The organism is Bacillus sp. BACIII (genome assembly GCF_057836745.1).
In genome coordinates, this window is the sequence record NZ_CM174437.1 from 1,406,630 (window position 1) to 1,424,208 (window position 17,579).

Sequence of the window (17,579 nt, forward strand, 5' to 3'; positions counted from 1 at the left end):
CTACTCTTTTCTAAATGAGCCCAGCATCGCCCGGACAATTCCTCCTAAAAACTTCGGCAATTTAATGGTATAAAATTTCATTTTGTCCCCTCCTATAAGTTCCGTATCCGCTGCGTTCATCACTTTAGGATTCATGGTTTTTTCCGCATATGGCAGAAGCCGCTTTTTTAATCCGCGCTCCTTACCATTATTAATATGCCTTTTGCAAACGAAAAAGTACCTCGTGAATGAATGAGTTCGTTACTAATACATAGTGTGGAACCCAGGGGAATATGACAATTATCCAGAGGATATTTAAAACCGTCGAGTGTCAGGCCCTCTGCCGCTTCCGCAAACGGAATAAAAGAAACATAGCGTCTGTTGCTTTTTTCTTCAATTGTATAATGGCCGGGTCCGAACATCTGAATCTCATTCTGCCTGTCGATCAGTTTGACATCAGTGTCCTTATTTACGGCTTTATACAGCAGCTGAATGTTCCCTAAAAAATGATCGGCTCTTCCGCCCGTCACACCGAATATCCGAATGTGCTCCGGTTCTTTTTGTAAAGCCCAGTCAAGAGCGAGTTCCAGATCGGTATAATCTTTTTCCGCCTGATACACATGGAGGGACGGCGCAGCTTCTTGAATCTGCAGGAGCTCTTCTTCCGTAATGCTGTCAAAATCACCGAAAGCTTCCTGCGGAATGATCCCGGCCTCCAAAAGAGCGACCGTCCCTTTATCCACTCCGACCCACGTCGTATCTCCGTCTGTGTACACGGACAGCTCAGGAATAAACTCCCGAGGGCCGCCCGCAACAATATTGATTGTCTTCATACATTATCCTTTCTCTTAAATACGAAAAGAGCCGGCGGCTTTCACCGGGCTCTTTTTCAGCATGTTTATTCTGCGTTTCGGATGTCAGCGATGGCTTTTTTCCGATCCGGCTGATTATATACGGCAGACCCGGCAACAAGCAGGTTGGCGCCCGCTTCAGCGCATAAAGGAGCTGTTTCTTTATTAACGCCGCCGTCCACCTCGATTAAAAGTTCAGTAAGGCCTTTCTCCTCAGCCAGCTGTTTGACCTGACGGATTTTCGGCAGGACCGAATGAATGAAGCGCTGTCCTCCAAAACCCGGATTAACCGTCATTAACAGCACAAGGTCCAGCTCATCGATCACATGTTCAATGATTTGAACGGGCGTATGCGGATTGAGCACAACTCCCGCTTTTACCCCTTGCTCTTTTATCAATTGAATGGTCCGGTGAAGATGCGGACACGCCTCGGCGTGGACGGAAAGGATGTCCGCGCCGGCTTTTGCGAATGCCGGGATGTAGCGGTCCGGGTTTTCAATCATAAGATGGACATCCAGCGGCAGATCAGTCACCGGACGGACGGCTTCAACGATAAGCGGCCCGATTGTAATGTTAGGGACGAAATGGCCATCCATGACATCAATATGGATATAGTCCGCCCCTCCTTTTTCCACGTCTTTAATTTCCTCGCCCAGTGAAGCAAAATCGGCGGAAAGAATTGATGGCGCAACCTTAATCATATTAATACCTCGGCTTTCTCTCTTTTATTTCCTGCATAAATTCTTTGTAATGCTCATAGCGGTACGTCCGGATGTCTCCTTCTTCCACCGCTTGCTTTACCGCGCATTTCGGCTCCTTAAGATGCAGACAGCCTCTGAATTTGCACGAGGCGCTTATGTCTCTGATCTCAGGGAACGTGCTGCCGAGCTCTTCTTCTTCAATATCGGTAAACTCAAGCGAACTGAACCCGGGAGTATCCGCCACAAGACCGCCTGATGTATGAATGAGCTCCACATGGCGCGTCGTATGTTTCCCGCGTCCTAAATGTGCGGAAATCTCGTTTGTTTTCAGCTCAAGCTCCGGGCTGATCGCATTTAAAAGCGAAGATTTTCCGACTCCGGACTGGCCGGCAAACACCGTGGTTTTGTTCTCAAAGTGTTTCACAATGTCTGTTAAACCGCTGTTTTCTTTTGATGACGTCACATATACGTCATAACCAATCGCTTGATAGTCTTTCACATAAGACAGGATCTTCTCTTTCGTTTCCGCGTCTGAAGCTAAGTCCATTTTGGTTATGCAGATGATCGGATGAATGCCGTTGGCTTCCACAAGGACGAGAAAACGGTCCAATAATGACGTGCTGAACGCCGGCTGAACGGCGGAAAAGACGAGAACGGCCTGATCGACGTTTGAAATCGGCGGCCTGATCAGCTCATTTGTTCGTTCTTTGATTTCCAGCAGGTAGCCTTCTTTATCATTTTCAGCCTGATAAACGGCATAATCGCCGACCAAAGGCGTTATTTTATTTTTTCTGAAAATGCCCCGGCCCCTGCATTGAATGATCTTGTTCTGTGATTCATCCAAGACATAATAGAATCCGCTTAATGCTTTAATAATTTTGCCCTCAGGCATACGGTCCCTCCTTGGTCAGTCTTTATCTTCAGGGTATTCAATCGTCTTATAGCTGACGACTTTATGGTCGACCATCACTTGATAATACCCTTTTTGTCCTTGATCTATCTTCAGTTCAATCGTTTTTTCAGTCGGCTCTTTAATTTTAAACGAATCATACGTATCAGAGATGCTGTGGTCTTTATCATCGATGGCGATTTGCACTTCAAGCTCGTCCCCTTCATGTTCGGGTTCGTAGGGAATGCTGATTTTTTCTTTTACCGTTTTCGCCGGTTTTTCTTCAGGTCCGAGCGAAAACGTCACTTCAACATTACTTCCCGGCTTAACCGCTGTGCCGGCTGACGGCTCTTGCTTCATGACTTGTCCTACCGGCACGTCATCTGAATGCGCTTCTTTTTCAACAAGCTGCAGGCCATTATCTTCAAGATACCCCGAAGCCGCTTCTTTGCTGTAAGTTTTTAAGTCCCTCAGCGTAACATCCGCCGGCCCGAGGCTGACCGTTAAGCTGACTTCATCATCGCTTGCGACCATGTCGGTGCCGGCTGACGGGCTCTGATCAATCACGGTGCCTGCCGCACTGTCATCATTCTCTTCTTTTACATTGACATGTTTGAAGCCTTTATCCTTCAGCGCTTTTTTCGCGTCGTCGATCTGCCGGCTTTTCACGTCGATCAGCTGGGTTTTCGGTTTCCCGATACTTTTGTACAGTTTTACAGAAGAGCCTTCTTTAACGGCAGATCCCGCTTTCGGATCAGTTTTGACCATTAACCCCTCTTCGATTTTTTCATCTTCAATGTCCGCCATATCAGGGTCGGCTTCGAGACCGTTCTTTTCCAGCAGGGCTTCCGCTTTTTCGTACTTCATGCCCCGTACGTCGGGGACGCTTACATCTTTGGGCATAAACAGAGACGGGAACACGGTGACTGCTAGAACAGCCGCCATAATGAAAATGAAGCAGACGGCCAGCAGAATCCACGGCCATTTCCGTTTTTTCTTTTTGACGGGCTGCTGTTCTTTATCGTCCGTCTCCTCCGGCGTTTCCGCCTGTGGCGCGGTTTTTGCACCGTCAGTAATAACGGGAATCGCTTTCGTCATTTCCTCATCATCCTGCACGGAAAATTTTTGTTCATTCAGCCTGCTGGCGTCAAAAGCCGTTCTGATGTCCGCTTCCATGTCCTCTGCGCTGTCATAGCGGTGAAACGGATCTTTGGCGGTTGCCTTTAAAATAATGTTTTCAACGCTCTGCGGAATCGAAGGGTTCCACTTTCTGGCGGAAGGCGTTTCTGTCTGCAAGTGCTTTAATGCGATGCTTACGGCTGATTCTCCGTCAAAAGGGATTTTGCCTGTTAAAAGCTCAAACAGCACGATGCCGAGTGCGTAAATATCTGATTTTTTCGTTGCCAGACCGCCTCTCGCCTGCTCCGGAGACAAATAATGAACCGAGCCCAGCACAGAATTCGTATGTGTGATTGTCGTCGAGGTGAGGGCTGTGGCGATGCCGAAATCCGTCACCTTAATATGCCCTGAATGATCTATCAAAATATTGTGCGGTTTAATATCCCGGTGCACAATATGATTTTGATGGGCATGGGCGATGGCTGAGACGATCTGCTCCATAACGGACAGCGCTTCTTTCGGATGAAGCGGTCCGTGTGCGGTTATGTATTCCTTTAATGTCATGCCTTCCACATATTCCATGACAATGTAATAAATATCGCCTTCCTCCCCGATATCGTAAATACTGACGATATTCGGATGGTCAAGGCTTGATGCCGACTGTGCTTCTCTTCTGAAACGCCTGATAAACTCAATGTCATTCACAAAGTCAAACCGCAGAATTTTAATTGCGACTTCACGTTCGAGAATGATGTCCTCAGCTAAAAAAACGTTCGCCATTCCGCCGCCGCCAATGGGCCGGAGGATATGATAACGCCCGCTGATCCGCTTGCCGGTTAGCACTTGTCTTCACCCTCTTTTGCATCTGCGGAAAACTCAATCAATACAGCCGTGATATTATCTTCGCCGCCGTTTTGATTCGCTTTGCTGATGAGAAGGTCTACTTTTTCCTGAGGAGCAGATTCGGCTTGAAGCATTTGTTTGATCTCGTGATCTTCTATTTTATTTGAAAGTCCGTCAGAGCATAAAAGCAGCTGATCGCCGTCAGACAGCTCAAAAGAACGGGCGTCGGGGCTGATGGTTTCATCTGTCCCCAGCGCTCTCGTCAATACATTTTTCCGCGGATGATGCTCAGCGTCCTCTTTCGAAATTTCTCCCGTCTTGACCAGCTCATTCACAAGCGAGTGGTCTTCAGTCAGCTGAACGAATTCACCCTCTTGAAGCAGGTAGCACCGGCTGTCTCCGATATGGGCCACAGTGACAAACTTCTCCGTGAATAAAGCGCAGACAACGGTGGTGCCCATTCCCCGGCATTCTTCATTCGCTTTTGCGTGTTCATACACCCTGACATTCGCCTCATGAATCCGGTCTTTGAGCCAAACCTCACAATCAGACGGCAGAGACGGAACGGATTCGGCCCGGTTCCACTGCTCTTCCATCGCTGCAACCGCCATCCTGCTTGCCACATCTCCGGCAAGATGACCGCCCATGCCGTCGGCGACAACCGCAAGCACCGCTTCTTCTTTTGTGAAAATGCCCGCCGCATCTTCATTATGCTGGCGGACTTTACCTGTATCTGTTTTCAAGGCTGTAATCAACCTCTTCACCTCGTCTCGTCTTGACGCTCCTTCGCGCGAAGCTGACCGCAGGCCGCGTCAATGTCATGGCCTTGCTCTCTTCTGATCGTGACATTTACACCGCGGGATTTTAACGTTTTTTCGAATGCGAAAATCTGATCTCTCGGTGTGCGGACGTAATCCCGTTCAGGCACATAGTTTACCGGAATTAAGTTGACATGGCATTTCACGTCTTTTAACAGTTCTGCAAGCTCTTCCGCGTGTTCGACCTGATCATTTACGCCTCCGAACAAACCGTATTCAAAGCTGATCCGTCTGCCTGTTTTCTCGATGTAATATTTGACGGCTTCCATAAGGTCAGGAAGCTTATAGGCTTTGTTAATCGGCATCAGACGGCTTCTGATCTCCGTATTCGGGGCATGCAGAGAAATCGCGAAATTGATCTGCATTTTTTGATCGGCGAAATCGTAAATCTTCGGAATGATGCCGCTTGTGGAAACCGTGATATGACGCGCTCCGATGTTCAGTCCTTTATCATGGTTAATGATTTTTAAGAAAGCGAGCATCTCATTGAAATTATCAAACGGCTCTCCGATTCCCATGATGACGACTGAGCTGACGCGTTCATCCGTTTCATCAAGCGCCTTTTGCACTTTCACGACTTGAGCGACGATTTCTCCCGCTTCAAGATTCCGTTTCAGTCCGCCAAGTGTTGACGCGCAAAATGTGCAGCCGATCCGGCAGCCGACCTGTGTCGTTACACATACAGAATTGCCATACTCGTGTCTCATTAAAACCGTTTCAATTGTATAACCGTCGTGAAGCTCGAATAAAAATTTCATCGTGCCGTCTTGTGACGTCTGCTTTACAGCCGTTTTCAGCGTTGTCAGCACAAAATTGCTCTCGAGTTTTTCACGCAGGCTTTTTGAAAGGTTTGTCATTTCCTCGAAAGAAGAAACCCGTTTTTCATAAAGCCATTCAAAAATCTGTGCTGCGCGGAACGGCTTTTCGCCATTCTCAGTCAGCCATTGTTTGATTTCATCTAATTCAAAAGAGTAAATGGACGGTTGTTCAGTCCGCAGCTCTTTCCGTATGCTTGTCTTTTTTAATTGTGTCATTTTTTTATCCCTTCTTTCTCATGCTGCTAATAAAGAAACCGTCTGTTCCGAAATAATGCGGAAGAATTTGAAGGCTTCCATCCTGAACAAAGGGTCTCGCCTTTTCAGGCAGCCGCTTTTCAAGAGACAAATCGGGTTCAAACTCAGGGTGTTCTTGTATAAACGCATGCATAACTTCATCATTTTCTGTCCGGTCCATTGTACACGTACTGTATACGAGTGTGCCACCTTTTTTTACTAATGGGGCGATTTCCCTTAAAATACCGAGCTGGATCTCTGACAGCCGTCTGCTGTCATCCGGCGTCTTCGTATATTTCATATCAGGCTTTCTTCTGATGACGCCGAAACCTGAGCATGGGGCATCGACGAGAACCCGGTCAAACCGTTCTGCGCCAAAAGCGTCCCCAGCTTTTCTGGCATCCATCGTTTGCGCGTCGATGATCGTAAGTCCGAGCCGTTCCGCGCCTTCTTTAATCAGCTTCACTTTATGGCGGTGAAGATCAAGCGATGTGAGGCTCCCCTCGTTCTCCATTAATTCCGCGATGTGAGCCGACTTTCCTCCGGGTGCGGCGCATGCGTCTAACACGGTTTCCCCCGGCTTCGGGTCCAGCGCCCGCGCGACGAGCATTGAGCTTTCATCCTGGATGGATACTTGCCCGTTTTGGAAAAATTCCGTGTTTGCGATGCTTCCTTTTAAAAGCTTAATCGCATCAGGAGAAAGGTCTCCGGCTTCCGCTTCCAGACCCGCATTTTCCATCTCATTCAGCAGCTTTTCCCTGTCGGCCTTGATGTGATTGACACGGAGCGTCTGTTTCGGCGGAACGAGATGAATCCGGCAGATCTTTTCGGCCGCCTCAAAGCCGTATGCCTCAACCCACTCCTTTACGAGCCATTCGGGATGGCTCGTCTCTGTTGAAAGGCGGAGAATCGGGTCTTCGATTTCAGCGAATGACGGCGCGCCCTCACGCTGCAGGGAGCGCAGGATGCCGTTGACAAAGGACGCGATTCCCTTATGCCCGCGTTTTTTGGCGATTTCAACCGCTTCATGGATGGCGGCGCGATCCGGAATTTTTTCTAAATATTCCATTTGATATGCGGACAGACGCAACAGCTGAATCACCCATGGCTTCACCTTATTCGGCTTGCGGATAAAAGGCTTCAGTATATAGTCTAGAGCGATTTTATTTTGCAGCGTTCCGTAGACAAGCTCTGTCAGCAGTCCCCTGTCCTGGTCGCTGAGCGTGTTCGTTTTGATAACCGATGTAAGAAGCAGGTTGCTGTATGCCTGATTTTGTTCAAGCTTCTCAAGCGCTTCAAGGGCAAGCTCACGGACATTAATTTTTTTCATCTGCTGCTCCTAACACGTCACCTGACTGAACATTTTTTCCTCTTACAAAATCCTCGCCCTTCATCCGTTTTTTACCTGACGGCTGCAGCTCTGTGATTAAAAGGGCGGTGCTGTTTCCCGATGCGACGACAATGCCGTTTTGCTCCGTGCGGATGACTGTTCCGGGCGCTGCTTCAGTTTTTGCCGCAACTTTTTCAGACGCCCATACTTTAATATTTTGTCCGTTTAATGTTGTATAGGCGACAGGCCAAGGGTTTAAGCCTCTGATCTGGTTGTAAATCTCTTCCCCGGGCTTTGTCCAGTCGATCCGCTCCTGCTCACGCTTAATGTTAGGCGCGTAAGTCGCTTTTGATTCGTCCTGCCTGATCGGTTTAATATTTCCGGAAATGACGTTCGGAACGGTCTCTGACAAAAGCTTCGCCCCCGCTATGCTTAATTTGTCGTGAAGCGTGCCGACATTATCCGTTTCATCAATTTCCACTTCGATTTTAGAAATCATATCACCTGCATCAAGCTTTTCTACCATATACATGATCGTGACGCCCGTTTTCTTCTTGCCTTGGAGAATCGAATAATGTATCGGCGCTCCGCCTCTTAATTCAGGCAATAGTGACGCGTGCACGTTAATGCAGCCGTATTTCGGGCCGTCAAGCAGCTGCTTGGGCAGGATCTGTCCGAATGCCGCGGTAACAATCAGGTCCGGTTTCAGGCTGAGCACTTTTTCTATTTCTTCTTCAAGCCTTACTTTTTCGGGCTGAAGCACGGGGATGCCGTGACGTTCAGCTTCAGCCTTTACGGGAGGCGGCGTCATGATTTTTTTTCTGCCTTTGGGGCGGTCAGGCTGCGTAACGACCCCAACCACTTCATATCCGTCTTCAATAAGCGTGCGCAGCACGGGAACTGAAAAATCGGGCGTTCCCATAAAAACGATCCTTGTCATCCAATCATCCTTCCATTTCTGCCAGTTGTTCTTCAGTGTAGTAAGCCGTGATTTTTGACGTGAATAAAATGCCGTCTAAATGATCCATTTCATGCTGGACGGCTCTGGCCAAAAAGCCTTCCGCTTCTAAAACAAACGGTTTTCCTTTACGGTCGTAAGCTTTTACCTTTACGTAATCCGGGCGGGTGACGTCGCCGTAAACCCCGGGAAAGCTTAAGCAGCCTTCAACTCCGGTCTGCTCACCGCTCTTTTCAAGAATAACCGGATTCACAAGGTCGATCCGGCCGCTTTCTTCACCGATATCAACGACGGCCGCTCTTTTTAAAATGCCGATTTGCGGCGCGGCGAGGCCGACGCCATCCATTTCAAGCATCGTATCGTACATATCATCAAGCAGTTTTTTTAATTTTTTATCAAACACTGTCACTTCTTCAGCGGGTGTTTCCAGAACTTCCGCGGGGTGTGTGACGATTTTTTTCACAGCCAAAATTTTGCCCTCCAAAACTAATGTTACATCAGCATGTACGGATTCATATCGATTGAAATCATCACATGCTTTTGCGCAATGTCGCGTTTATAGTGCTCCAGTATTTTTTTTAACTGAATCTGCAACTCGTTTTCCTGTCTGTATTTTATCACGCATTGATAGCGATATCTATCTTTGATCCTGGCAATCGGGGAAGCCGCCGGCCCTAGAATTTTCGTGTCGGGCCCGCACCCCGCTCTTAAATAGTTTGTAATCTTTTCTGCGGTGACCGCGGCTTTTGCCGCTTCTTCATGAGAAACGGTCACCAGCGCCACGTAATAATAAGGCGGATATGACTGAGCCCGCCTGTGCGCCATCTCCTGCTGAAAGAAAGTTTCATAGTCATGCGATTTCGTCAGCTGAATGCTGTAATGAGACGGTGTATACGTTTGAATGACCACCGTTCCCGGCTTTTCATGCCGCCCGGCCCGTCCGCTTACTTGGGTCAACAGCTGAAATGTCTTCTCAGCCGCCCTGAAATCAGGGATGTGAAGCGTCGTATCCGCGCTTAATACTCCGACGAGAGTCACGTTCGGAAAATCAAGCCCTTTTGCGATCATTTGCGTGCCGAGCAGAATATCCGCTTTTCCTTCACCGAACGCGGACAATAGCTTTTCGTGGGCGCCTTTTCTTGAAGTCGTGTCCACATCCATCCTGATGACGCGCGCCTGAGGCAGTACTTTGGTAAGCTCTTCCTCCACACGCTGCGTTCCCGTGCCGAAAAAGCGGATATGTTCACTGCCGCATTCCGGACATGTTCCCGGAACAGACTCCTCATGACCGCAGTAGTGGCATTTCAGCCTTTGCCCGTAGCGGTGATAAGTCATTGAAATGTCGCAATGCGGACATTGCGGTACATAACCGCAGTCCCGGCACATGACAAACGAAGAATACCCCCGTTTATTCAGAAAGAGAACAGCCTGCTCTTTTTTCGCAAGCTTCTCTTCCAGCTGTTCCATCAGCTCTCTTGAAAACATCGACCTGTTGCCGTTTCTCAGCTCTTCTCTCATATCAACGAGAGAAACATCCGGCATGAGCTGGCGATTTACGCGGTGTTTTAACGGAAGCAGCTCATAAACGCCTTTTTTCGCCCGCGCAAATGACTCCAATGTCGGCGTGGCGCTCCCGAGGACGACCGGACAGCTGTGATGCTCGGCCCGGCGGATGGCTACGTCCTTTGCATGATACCGCGGCATTTCCTCCTGCTTATAAGAAGATTCATGCTCTTCATCAATAATGATCATGCCGAGATTCTCAAACGGGGCAAAGATGGCCGACCTGGCTCCGACGACAAGCCGGACTTCCTTGCGCTGAATCTTCCGCCATTCATCGTATTTTTCACCTGTGGATAAACCGCTGTGCATGACCGCAACCTGAGAGCCGAAACGGCCTTTAAATCGGTTCACCATTTGCGGCGTCAATGAGATTTCCGGAACGAGCACGATGGCTTCTTTTCCTTTTGCCAGCACCTTTTCAATGGACTGCAGGTAAATTTCTGTTTTGCCGCTTCCTGTTACGCCGTGAAGCAGAAAGACGTGATGAACATGATCGGCTACGGCTTGTTTAATCGGCTCAAAAGCGGCCTGCTGCTCTTCAGTAAGGGCAAGCGGCTCTGTTTTTTTGAACATTCTGTCCTGATAAGGATCGCGGTAAACCTCCTCAAAACTTTCCGTAAGAAGCCCCTTTTTGAGAAGCGTTTTCAGCGTCGCTGAACTGGAATCGGTCTTTTTGCAAAGCTCAGCCGCGGAAATCTTTTCTCCCCCGCCGATAAAATAAGTAAGGACGGCGAGCTGTTTAGCAGCCTGCTTTGTCAATGAATCTGCGTGCCGGGCGAGTTCCTCTCTGTCTGCCCCCGCCTCGATCATGCGGATCATTTTTTTATTCGTTTTCTGGGCGACCTTATACGTGACATCAATGCTTCCTTTGCGCACGAATTTTTGAAGTGACGAAAGAAGCCGTTCATCGGTAATATCCGAGTACAGAAGACTTTTCTGATTTCTGAAAAGCTGTCTGATGTCCGGTGTCAGCGCTTCTTCGTCAACGACTTTCAGCTCTTTTTCGTACTTCGCCTTCAGCGCTGCCGGCAGCATGGCCTGAAGCGCCGTGATTTTAAACGACAGTGTTTTGTCAGAAAGCCATGAAGACAGCTGCATCAGTTCTTCAGTCAGAACGGGCGTCAAATCCAGCAGCTTCTCGACTTCCTTCATTGACCCGCCGTTTAATTCAGACGAATCTTTCAAACCGGTCACAAACCCTTGAAGCTTGCGCGGGCCGAACGGGACAATCACCCGCATACCGACTTCGATCATTCCCTTTAAATGATCGGGGATTTTGTAATCAAAGGGTCTGTCAATGTTTTTGGAGCTTACATCAACAATGACTTCAGCTACATTCATACGGGTTTTCGGTCCTCATCTTTCAAAGAGATCATTTCCTTCAGCATTTCAAAGGAAACGTCAAGTTTAGACATAAGCGCAAGCTCCCGCTTTCTTCCGTCCCGGAAATAGAAGGTGACGAGATTCGTATCTGTGCCAAACCCGGCTCCTTCCGCTTTCACGTCATTCGCCACGATCATATCAAGGTTTTTCTGTTCAAGTTTTCTGCGCGCATAACGTTCGATGTCTTGCGTTTCAGCCGCGAAGCCGATCAGAAGCTGGTGTGTTTTCCGTTCGCCGAGTTCTTTCAGGATGTCTGCCGTACGGTTGAATTCGATCACGAGTGAACCGTCTTTCTTCTTCATTTTATGTTCAGAAACAGCCGCCGGCGTAAAATCGGCCACGGCCGCCGTCTTAATGACGATGTCACATGAATCAAACACAGATAGCACGGCTTCTCTCATATCTGCTGCCGATTGCACGGGAAGGAACTGATACAGCCCCTCAGGAGGTTCTATTGACACCGGACCTGAAATCAGCGTCACCCGCGCACCCAGCCGGACGGCAGCTTCGGCAGCGGCATAGCCCATTTTGCCGGTGGATTTATTTGTGAAAAAGCGGACGGGGTCCACGGCTTCGCGCGTCGGACCTGCCGTAATGACAATATGTTTTCCTTTCAGCGGCGCATCGTCTTCAGGCTCCTTAAAGTGCTCTCTGACACGCTCAACAATAAGCTCCGGCTCTTCTAATCTTCCTTTGCCGACATATCCGCATGCCAAATAGCCTTCACTCGGCTCAATAAAGCGGACGCCGTCCTGATAAAGCACGGAAATGTTCCGTTTCACCGCCGGATGATCATACATATGGACATTCATCGCAGGCGCCACCCAGACAGGAGCCTCCGCCGCCAGCACCGTCGTTGTGAGCATATCGTCAGCAATTCCGTTGGCAAGCTTGCCGATGACATTTGCCGTAGCGGGCGCGACAATAATTAAATCCGCCCAGTCAGCGGCGTCAATATGAGAAATCACCTTCGGATTTTGTTCTTTAAAAGTATTTGTATACACTTCATTCCGGCTCAGCGCCTGAAATGTCAGCGGAGAAACAAACTCACGCGCAGACTCAGTCATAATCACTTTTACGTTCGCCCCGGCCTGAACCAGCTTGCTCGTGAGCGCGGAAGCTTTATAAACAGCAATCCCTCCGCTTACGCATAGCAGAATGTTTCGGTTTTTCATGAAGTCTCTCTCCTTTATGAAAGCATTGGACAAATCCCAAACGGAAAAAAATAACAACCTATGTAGAGATAGGTTGCTACGTGTGCTTGTTATTCGCTGTCTTCTCTTTCAAACGAAAGCAGGCCCGCGTCAATTTCTTCTAAAGCTTTGCCTACATATTTGTGAGAAATGGTATGTTCAATCTGCTGGTCTTTTTTGATCTGCATTTCACGCGCGCGTCTTGCAGACACAGTCACCAGCGTATATTTAGAATCTAATTTATTCATTAAAGAGTCAATTGACGGATCTAACATAAGTTATTCTACCTCCAGCATTTTCTTATATCTCGGAGCAACGCGTTCACGCTTTAAGTGCTCGGCGAGAACAATTGCGTTAATTTTATCACAAGCCGTTTGGATATTGTCGTTTTCCACGACATAATCATACGCGTCCATCATTTCGATTTCAGCTTTGGCGGCCTTCATTCTGTTTTCAATTAAATCGTCTGTTTCTGTCCCTCTTGTCACGATTCTGTTTTTCAGCTCAGAAAGACTCGGCGGCGCTAAGAAGATAAACAGGCCTTCCGGAAATGCATTCCGCACTTGGAGCGCGCCCTGCACTTCAATCTCTAAGAAGACGTCTTTTCCTTCTTGAAGCGTCTGTTCGACATAATCAACGGGCGTTCCGTAATAGTTGCCGACATATTCTGCCCATTCAAGCAGTTTGTTGTTTTCAATCATGCGTTCGAATTCATCTCTTGATTTAAAGAAATAATCGACGCCGTCGACTTCTCCCTCTCTCGGGTTTCTCGTCGTGACTGAAATTGAGTATTCAAATTTTGTGTCTTCTTGTGAAAATATTGCTTGCCGAACCGTTCCTTTTCCAACTCCGGAGGGACCTGAGAGAACGATTAATAACCCTCTTTCTTTCATGCGGCAATTACCCCTGCCCTTCATCCATAATTTCTTCTTTCACAGAAAGTCTGTGTGCAACTGTCTCAGGCTGGACGGCAGATAGGATAATGTGATCACTATCCATGACGACAACTGCACGGGTTCTTCGTCCGTATGTAGCGTCTATTAGCATTCCGCGGTCTCTTGCATCCTGGATCATTCGCTTTATTGGCGCAGACTCCGGGCTGACAATCGAAATCATCCGATTGGCGGAGATGATATTGCCAAATCCGATATTAATCAGTTTAATCGTCATCTTCTACGTTCCCCCTGTAAAATAGACGTCTCTAGTGTAACCTGAAGAGACCGTCTGTAAACAATACGCACAGTCGCTATTCTATATTTTGCACTTGTTCCTTCAATTTTTCAATAGAACTTTTCATTTCCACGACAAGCTTTGTGATTTGATGATCATTGGCTTTTGAGCCGATCGTGTTCGCTTCGCGGTTAAGTTCCTGAACGAGGAAATCAAGTTTGCGGCCGACTGCACCGCCTTCTTTTAATATATCACGGAATTGAACAAAATGGCTCTTTAATCTGGTAATTTCTTCCGTTATATCAGAACGGTCGGCGAAAATGGCGCATTCCGTAATCAGCCTGCTTTCGTCAATCGCGTCCTCCGTCCATTCCTTCATTCGGGTGTAAAGACGCTCGCGGTAATGGGTAACAACGGCCGAAGCGCGGTCTTTCACCCGTTCGGACAGCGTCTCAAGCCGCTCAATGTGCAGAAAGCAGTCTTCCGCCAAAAGCCGGCCTTCTTTTTCCCTCATGTCACAAAGTTCCTTTACCGCCAGCTCAGCAGCCTCCCTGATGACTTCTTCAAGCTTGTCATCACGCATCTGCTCTTCATGAATCTGTGCAATGTGTTCAAAAGCAAAGAAATCCATTGCGTCGGGTTCAGCGGCCAGGCTGTAGCGGTCTTTCATGACGCGGGCGGCGCTCACATATTCATCAAGGAGCTCCCAATCGATTTTCAGGCTTCTTTTTATGAGCGCGTCACTGTTTACAGTAAGAAACAGTTCTACTCTTCCGCGCTGTATATGCTGCAATATGATTTGTTTCAGCTTATCCTCTACATATAGCAAAGGCCTTGGCAGACGGGCGTTCACTTCTTTGAACCGGTAATTGACGGATTTCAACTCAACGGTTGCCGAGAGATCGCCTTTTGTGCTGCTTGCGCTGCCGAAGCCTGTCATACTCCGTATCATATGAAACACCCAATTCTTTCCCGTTATCAAAATAAAAGGGCAATAGACATGCTATTACCCCTAAGATTATATCATATGGAATTATTTTTTTCTTGTCAAAAGTGAACCCGCCAGCAAAAAAGTAGGTATGCCCGACATGCCGAGAATCAGCATCCAATCGCCCGGCGTAATCGGCACAGTTTTGAAAATAGGCTGCAGCGGCGGATAATAGATGACGATGACCATCAGGAAAACAGAAGAAACGATGGCGCCTAGCAGATAGATATTTTCAAACGGATTGCGGGAGAAAACAGACGTTTCGCTCCGGCAGTCAAATACGTGTATAAGCTGAGCCAGAACAAGAGTCGCGAATGCGACGGTCTGTGCATACGGCAGATTTTCAGGATTGCGGTGATACACGACGATAAACGCTAAAATGGTTGCGGCTCCGATTAAAAATCCTCTTGAGACGACTTTCCAGCCCAGTTTTCTCGCAAATACCCCTTCTTTCGGATGCCGCGGCTTCCGCCTCATCAGGTCATCTTCCGGCTGATCCATACCGAGCGCCATAGCCGGCAGCCCGTCAGTGACTAAGTTCACCCACAATATCTGAATCGGAACGAGCGGCAGCGGCAGAGCGAGAAGCATCGCAAACAGCATGACTAAAATCTCACCGACATTGGAGGCGAGTAAATACCGGACGAATTTTCTTATATTTTCATAGATATTTCTCCCCTCTTTTATGGCTGATTTAATCGTAGCGAAGTTATCATCGACCAGAATGAGAGAGGACGCTTCCTTTGCCACATCCGTTCCCGTCACGCCCATAGCAACGCCGATATCAGCCTGCTTTATGGCCGGGGCGTCATTTACTCCGTCTCCTGTCATGGCGACGACGTGTCCGTTTTCCTGAAACGCTTTGACAATTTTCAATTTATGTTCAGGTGATACGCGTGCGAATACGTAAATATCATCGACCGTCTCCGTAAGCTCTTTTTCAGAAAGCTTATTCAGCGTTTTTCCGTCCATCACACGCCCTTTTTTCGGAAGAAGCCGCAAATCTTTCGCGATCGCCTTTGCCGTTTCGACGTGATCACCGGTAATCATCACCGTTTTAATGCCTGCTTCACGGCATTCTTTAATGGCCTGTCTGACCTCCGGACGGGGCGGATCAATCATGCCGGACAGGCCGAGTATCGTCAGGTTCTTTTCCGCCTGCTCCATTGTCGGCTTTTCACCCGGATTTAACGGTTTATAAGCAATCGCGATCGTCCGGAGGGCTTGCGACGCCAGTTCTTTCAAGACCGCTTCTGTCTCAGCTTTCTTTTCTTCTGAAAATGGCGCACTTCTGCCGCCGTGCATCATATGTGACGAGCGGTCAATCAGCACATCAGGCGCTCCTTTGGTGATGACGAACCGCTTTTTTTCCTTATCTTCGGCGATGACGGTCATCATTTTGCGGACGGAGTCAAACGGAAACTCGGCAACAACACGGTATTGTTCACTGAGCCAGTCGTTTGAATAGCCGCCTTTTCTCGCGGCCGTCAGTAGCGCTCCTTCTGTCGGATCGCCGTCAAGCACATAATGGCCGTCTTTCAGTTCAATTTCGGACGTATTGCATAATGCGCCGAAAACCAGCATCTGTTCAAGCATCTTCTCATCTTTCGGCTTGATTTCCCGCTCATCGCGCGTAAAAACTCCCGCCGGCTCATAGCCGATACCTGACACTTTAAATGTTTTTCCCCCTGACCACATATGGGTGACGGTCATTTTGTTTTGTGTCAGCGTGCCGGTTTTATCAGAACAAATGACAGAGGCGCAGCCCAATGTTTCAACTGCCGGGAGCTTTCTGACAATTGATTTTTGTTTGATCATGCGCTGAACGCCGATTGATAATGCCACCGTAACAATGGCGGGAAGCCCTTCCGGAATCGCGGCGACGGCCAATGACACCCCGGCCAAAAACATGCTGTAAAGCTCATGTCCCTGTAAGACGCCGACTGCAACGACCAATACCGTCAAAAGCAGCGCGACGATAATTAAAATTTTGCCGAGCTCTTCTAGTCTTCGCTGCAGCGGTGTTGAAAGGTTGCCGGCGGATTCCAGCATATCGGCGATTTTCCCCATTGCCGTATTCATTCCTGTACCGACGACGACGCCGACACCGCTGCCGCGCGTTACGATCGTCCCCATAAACGCCATATTGTTGATATCGCCTAAAGAAACATCCGGCTTTCTCAGCTTATCAGCTTGTTTGACAACCGGGATCGATTCCCCGGTCAGCGCCGATTCTTCGATTTCAAGGCTCTTCGCTTCAACGATCCGCACATCCGCGCCGATCCGGTCGCCGCTTGAAAATTTCACGATATCGCCGGGAACGAGCTCCTTGGACTGAATTTTCTTCCAGCTCCCGTCCCGCAATGCTGACACATACGGCGTTGACAGCTCTTTTAATGCATTTAATGACTTCTCCGCCCGTCTCTCCTGAAAAAAACCGAGCACCCCATTGACAAATACAATCGCCATAATCGCCACGGCATCTACATATTCGCCTAAAAACCCGGAAATTAAGGTTGCCACAAGCAGCACGAGCACCATAAAATCTTTAAATTGGGCGAAAAACACGACGATCGCCGGTGTCCTCTTGCCCTCCTGAAGCTCGTTCGGTCCGTGCTTTTCAAGGCGTTTTTTCACCTCTTTTTCGGTCAATCCCTGTTTAATGGACGTATTTGTTGCTTTCAGCAAATCGGTTTGACCCATTTCATGAAACTTCATTCTTCTCGTCCACTCCCCTGCCTC

The 17,579-nt window shown here is 48.4% G+C and carries 17 protein-coding genes; all 17 read right to left on the reverse strand.

The genetic code is table 11. The features are described 5' to 3' along the window. Positions 1 to 81 carry a stage V sporulation protein SpoVM gene (gene spoVM / locus ACXN9U_RS06680; RefSeq protein WP_003154329.1) on the reverse strand — a complete coding sequence of 27 codons (81 nt, stop codon included), beginning with the start codon at positions 79 to 81 and terminating at the stop codon, positions 1 to 3. Between the two features lie 86 nt (positions 82 to 167). After that, on the reverse strand, positions 168 to 812 hold the full coding sequence (locus ACXN9U_RS06685; RefSeq protein ID WP_489202349.1) for a thiamine diphosphokinase: 645 nt from the start codon (positions 810 to 812) through the stop codon (positions 168 to 170). A gap of 65 nt (positions 813 to 877) precedes the next feature. Next, positions 878 to 1,531, reverse strand: coding sequence for a ribulose-phosphate 3-epimerase (gene rpe, locus ACXN9U_RS06690; RefSeq protein ID WP_489202350.1), 654 nt, complete (start codon positions 1,529 to 1,531; stop codon positions 878 to 880). Position 1,532: 1 nt separating this feature from the next. Beyond that, entirely contained in the window at positions 1,533 to 2,423 is an 891-nt protein-coding gene (gene rsgA / locus ACXN9U_RS06695; protein ID WP_047475063.1) for a ribosome small subunit-dependent GTPase A, read from the reverse strand. 15 nt (positions 2,424 to 2,438) lie between these two features. After that, positions 2,439 to 4,382, reverse strand: a complete 1,944-nt coding sequence (pknB, locus tag ACXN9U_RS06700) for a Stk1 family PASTA domain-containing Ser/Thr kinase (protein ID WP_489202351.1) — start codon at positions 4,380 to 4,382, stop codon at positions 2,439 to 2,441. Then, entirely contained in the window at positions 4,376 to 5,137 is a 762-nt protein-coding gene (locus ACXN9U_RS06705) for a Stp1/IreP family PP2C-type Ser/Thr phosphatase (RefSeq protein WP_060962816.1), read from the reverse strand. The genes pknB and ACXN9U_RS06705 overlap by 7 nt, the downstream gene beginning before the upstream one ends. A 5-nt stretch (positions 5,138 to 5,142) precedes the next feature. Beyond that, positions 5,143 to 6,234 (reverse strand): dual-specificity RNA methyltransferase RlmN, encoded by a 1,092-nt coding sequence (gene rlmN, locus ACXN9U_RS06710; RefSeq protein ID WP_016936160.1) that lies wholly within the window; start codon positions 6,232 to 6,234, stop codon positions 5,143 to 5,145. Between the two features lie 4 nt (positions 6,235 to 6,238). Next, the gene (rsmB, locus tag ACXN9U_RS06715; protein WP_438421904.1) at positions 6,239 to 7,582 is read right to left on the reverse strand and encodes a 16S rRNA (cytosine(967)-C(5))-methyltransferase RsmB; all 1,344 of its coding nucleotides are present in this window, start codon (positions 7,580 to 7,582) and stop codon (positions 6,239 to 6,241) included. After that, a complete protein-coding gene (gene fmt / locus ACXN9U_RS06720; RefSeq protein ID WP_060962818.1) occupies positions 7,569 to 8,522 on the reverse strand; it encodes a methionyl-tRNA formyltransferase in 954 nt (317 codons plus the stop codon). Before fmt ends, rsmB begins: the two co-directional genes overlap by 14 nt. Before the next feature lie 4 nt (positions 8,523 to 8,526). Then, on the reverse strand, positions 8,527 to 9,009 hold the full coding sequence (gene def / locus ACXN9U_RS06725) for a peptide deformylase (protein WP_047475069.1): 483 nt from the start codon (positions 9,007 to 9,009) through the stop codon (positions 8,527 to 8,529). Between the two features lie 23 nt (positions 9,010 to 9,032). Continuing rightward, entirely contained in the window at positions 9,033 to 11,444 is a 2,412-nt protein-coding gene (gene priA / locus ACXN9U_RS06730) for a primosomal protein N' (RefSeq protein ID WP_060962819.1), read from the reverse strand. Beyond that, the gene (coaBC, locus tag ACXN9U_RS06735) at positions 11,441 to 12,661 is read right to left on the reverse strand and encodes a bifunctional phosphopantothenoylcysteine decarboxylase/phosphopantothenate--cysteine ligase CoaBC (RefSeq protein ID WP_060962820.1); all 1,221 of its coding nucleotides are present in this window, start codon (positions 12,659 to 12,661) and stop codon (positions 11,441 to 11,443) included. Before coaBC ends, priA begins: the two co-directional genes overlap by 4 nt. A gap of 89 nt (positions 12,662 to 12,750) precedes the next feature. Then, positions 12,751 to 12,954, reverse strand: coding sequence for a DNA-directed RNA polymerase subunit omega (gene rpoZ, locus ACXN9U_RS06740; RefSeq protein ID WP_003154346.1), 204 nt, complete (start codon positions 12,952 to 12,954; stop codon positions 12,751 to 12,753). Positions 12,955 to 12,957: 3 nt separating this feature from the next. Further along, positions 12,958 to 13,572 carry a guanylate kinase gene (gene gmk / locus ACXN9U_RS06745; protein WP_016936166.1) on the reverse strand — a complete coding sequence of 205 codons (615 nt, stop codon included), beginning with the start codon at positions 13,570 to 13,572 and terminating at the stop codon, positions 12,958 to 12,960. A gap of 7 nt (positions 13,573 to 13,579) precedes the next feature. Then, positions 13,580 to 13,849, reverse strand: a complete 270-nt coding sequence (remA, locus tag ACXN9U_RS06750; RefSeq protein WP_003154355.1) for an extracellular matrix/biofilm regulator RemA — start codon at positions 13,847 to 13,849, stop codon at positions 13,580 to 13,582. Positions 13,850 to 13,925: 76 nt separating this feature from the next. Further along, positions 13,926 to 14,801 (reverse strand): YicC/YloC family endoribonuclease, encoded by an 876-nt coding sequence (locus tag ACXN9U_RS06755; protein WP_060965040.1) that lies wholly within the window; start codon positions 14,799 to 14,801, stop codon positions 13,926 to 13,928. Positions 14,802 to 14,882: 81 nt separating this feature from the next. Next, positions 14,883 to 17,555: a calcium-translocating P-type ATPase, SERCA-type gene (locus tag ACXN9U_RS06760; protein ID WP_060962821.1), complete on the reverse strand. Its 2,673-nt coding sequence runs from the start codon at positions 17,553 to 17,555 to the stop codon at positions 14,883 to 14,885. Positions 17,556 to 17,579: the final 24 nt, after the last annotated feature.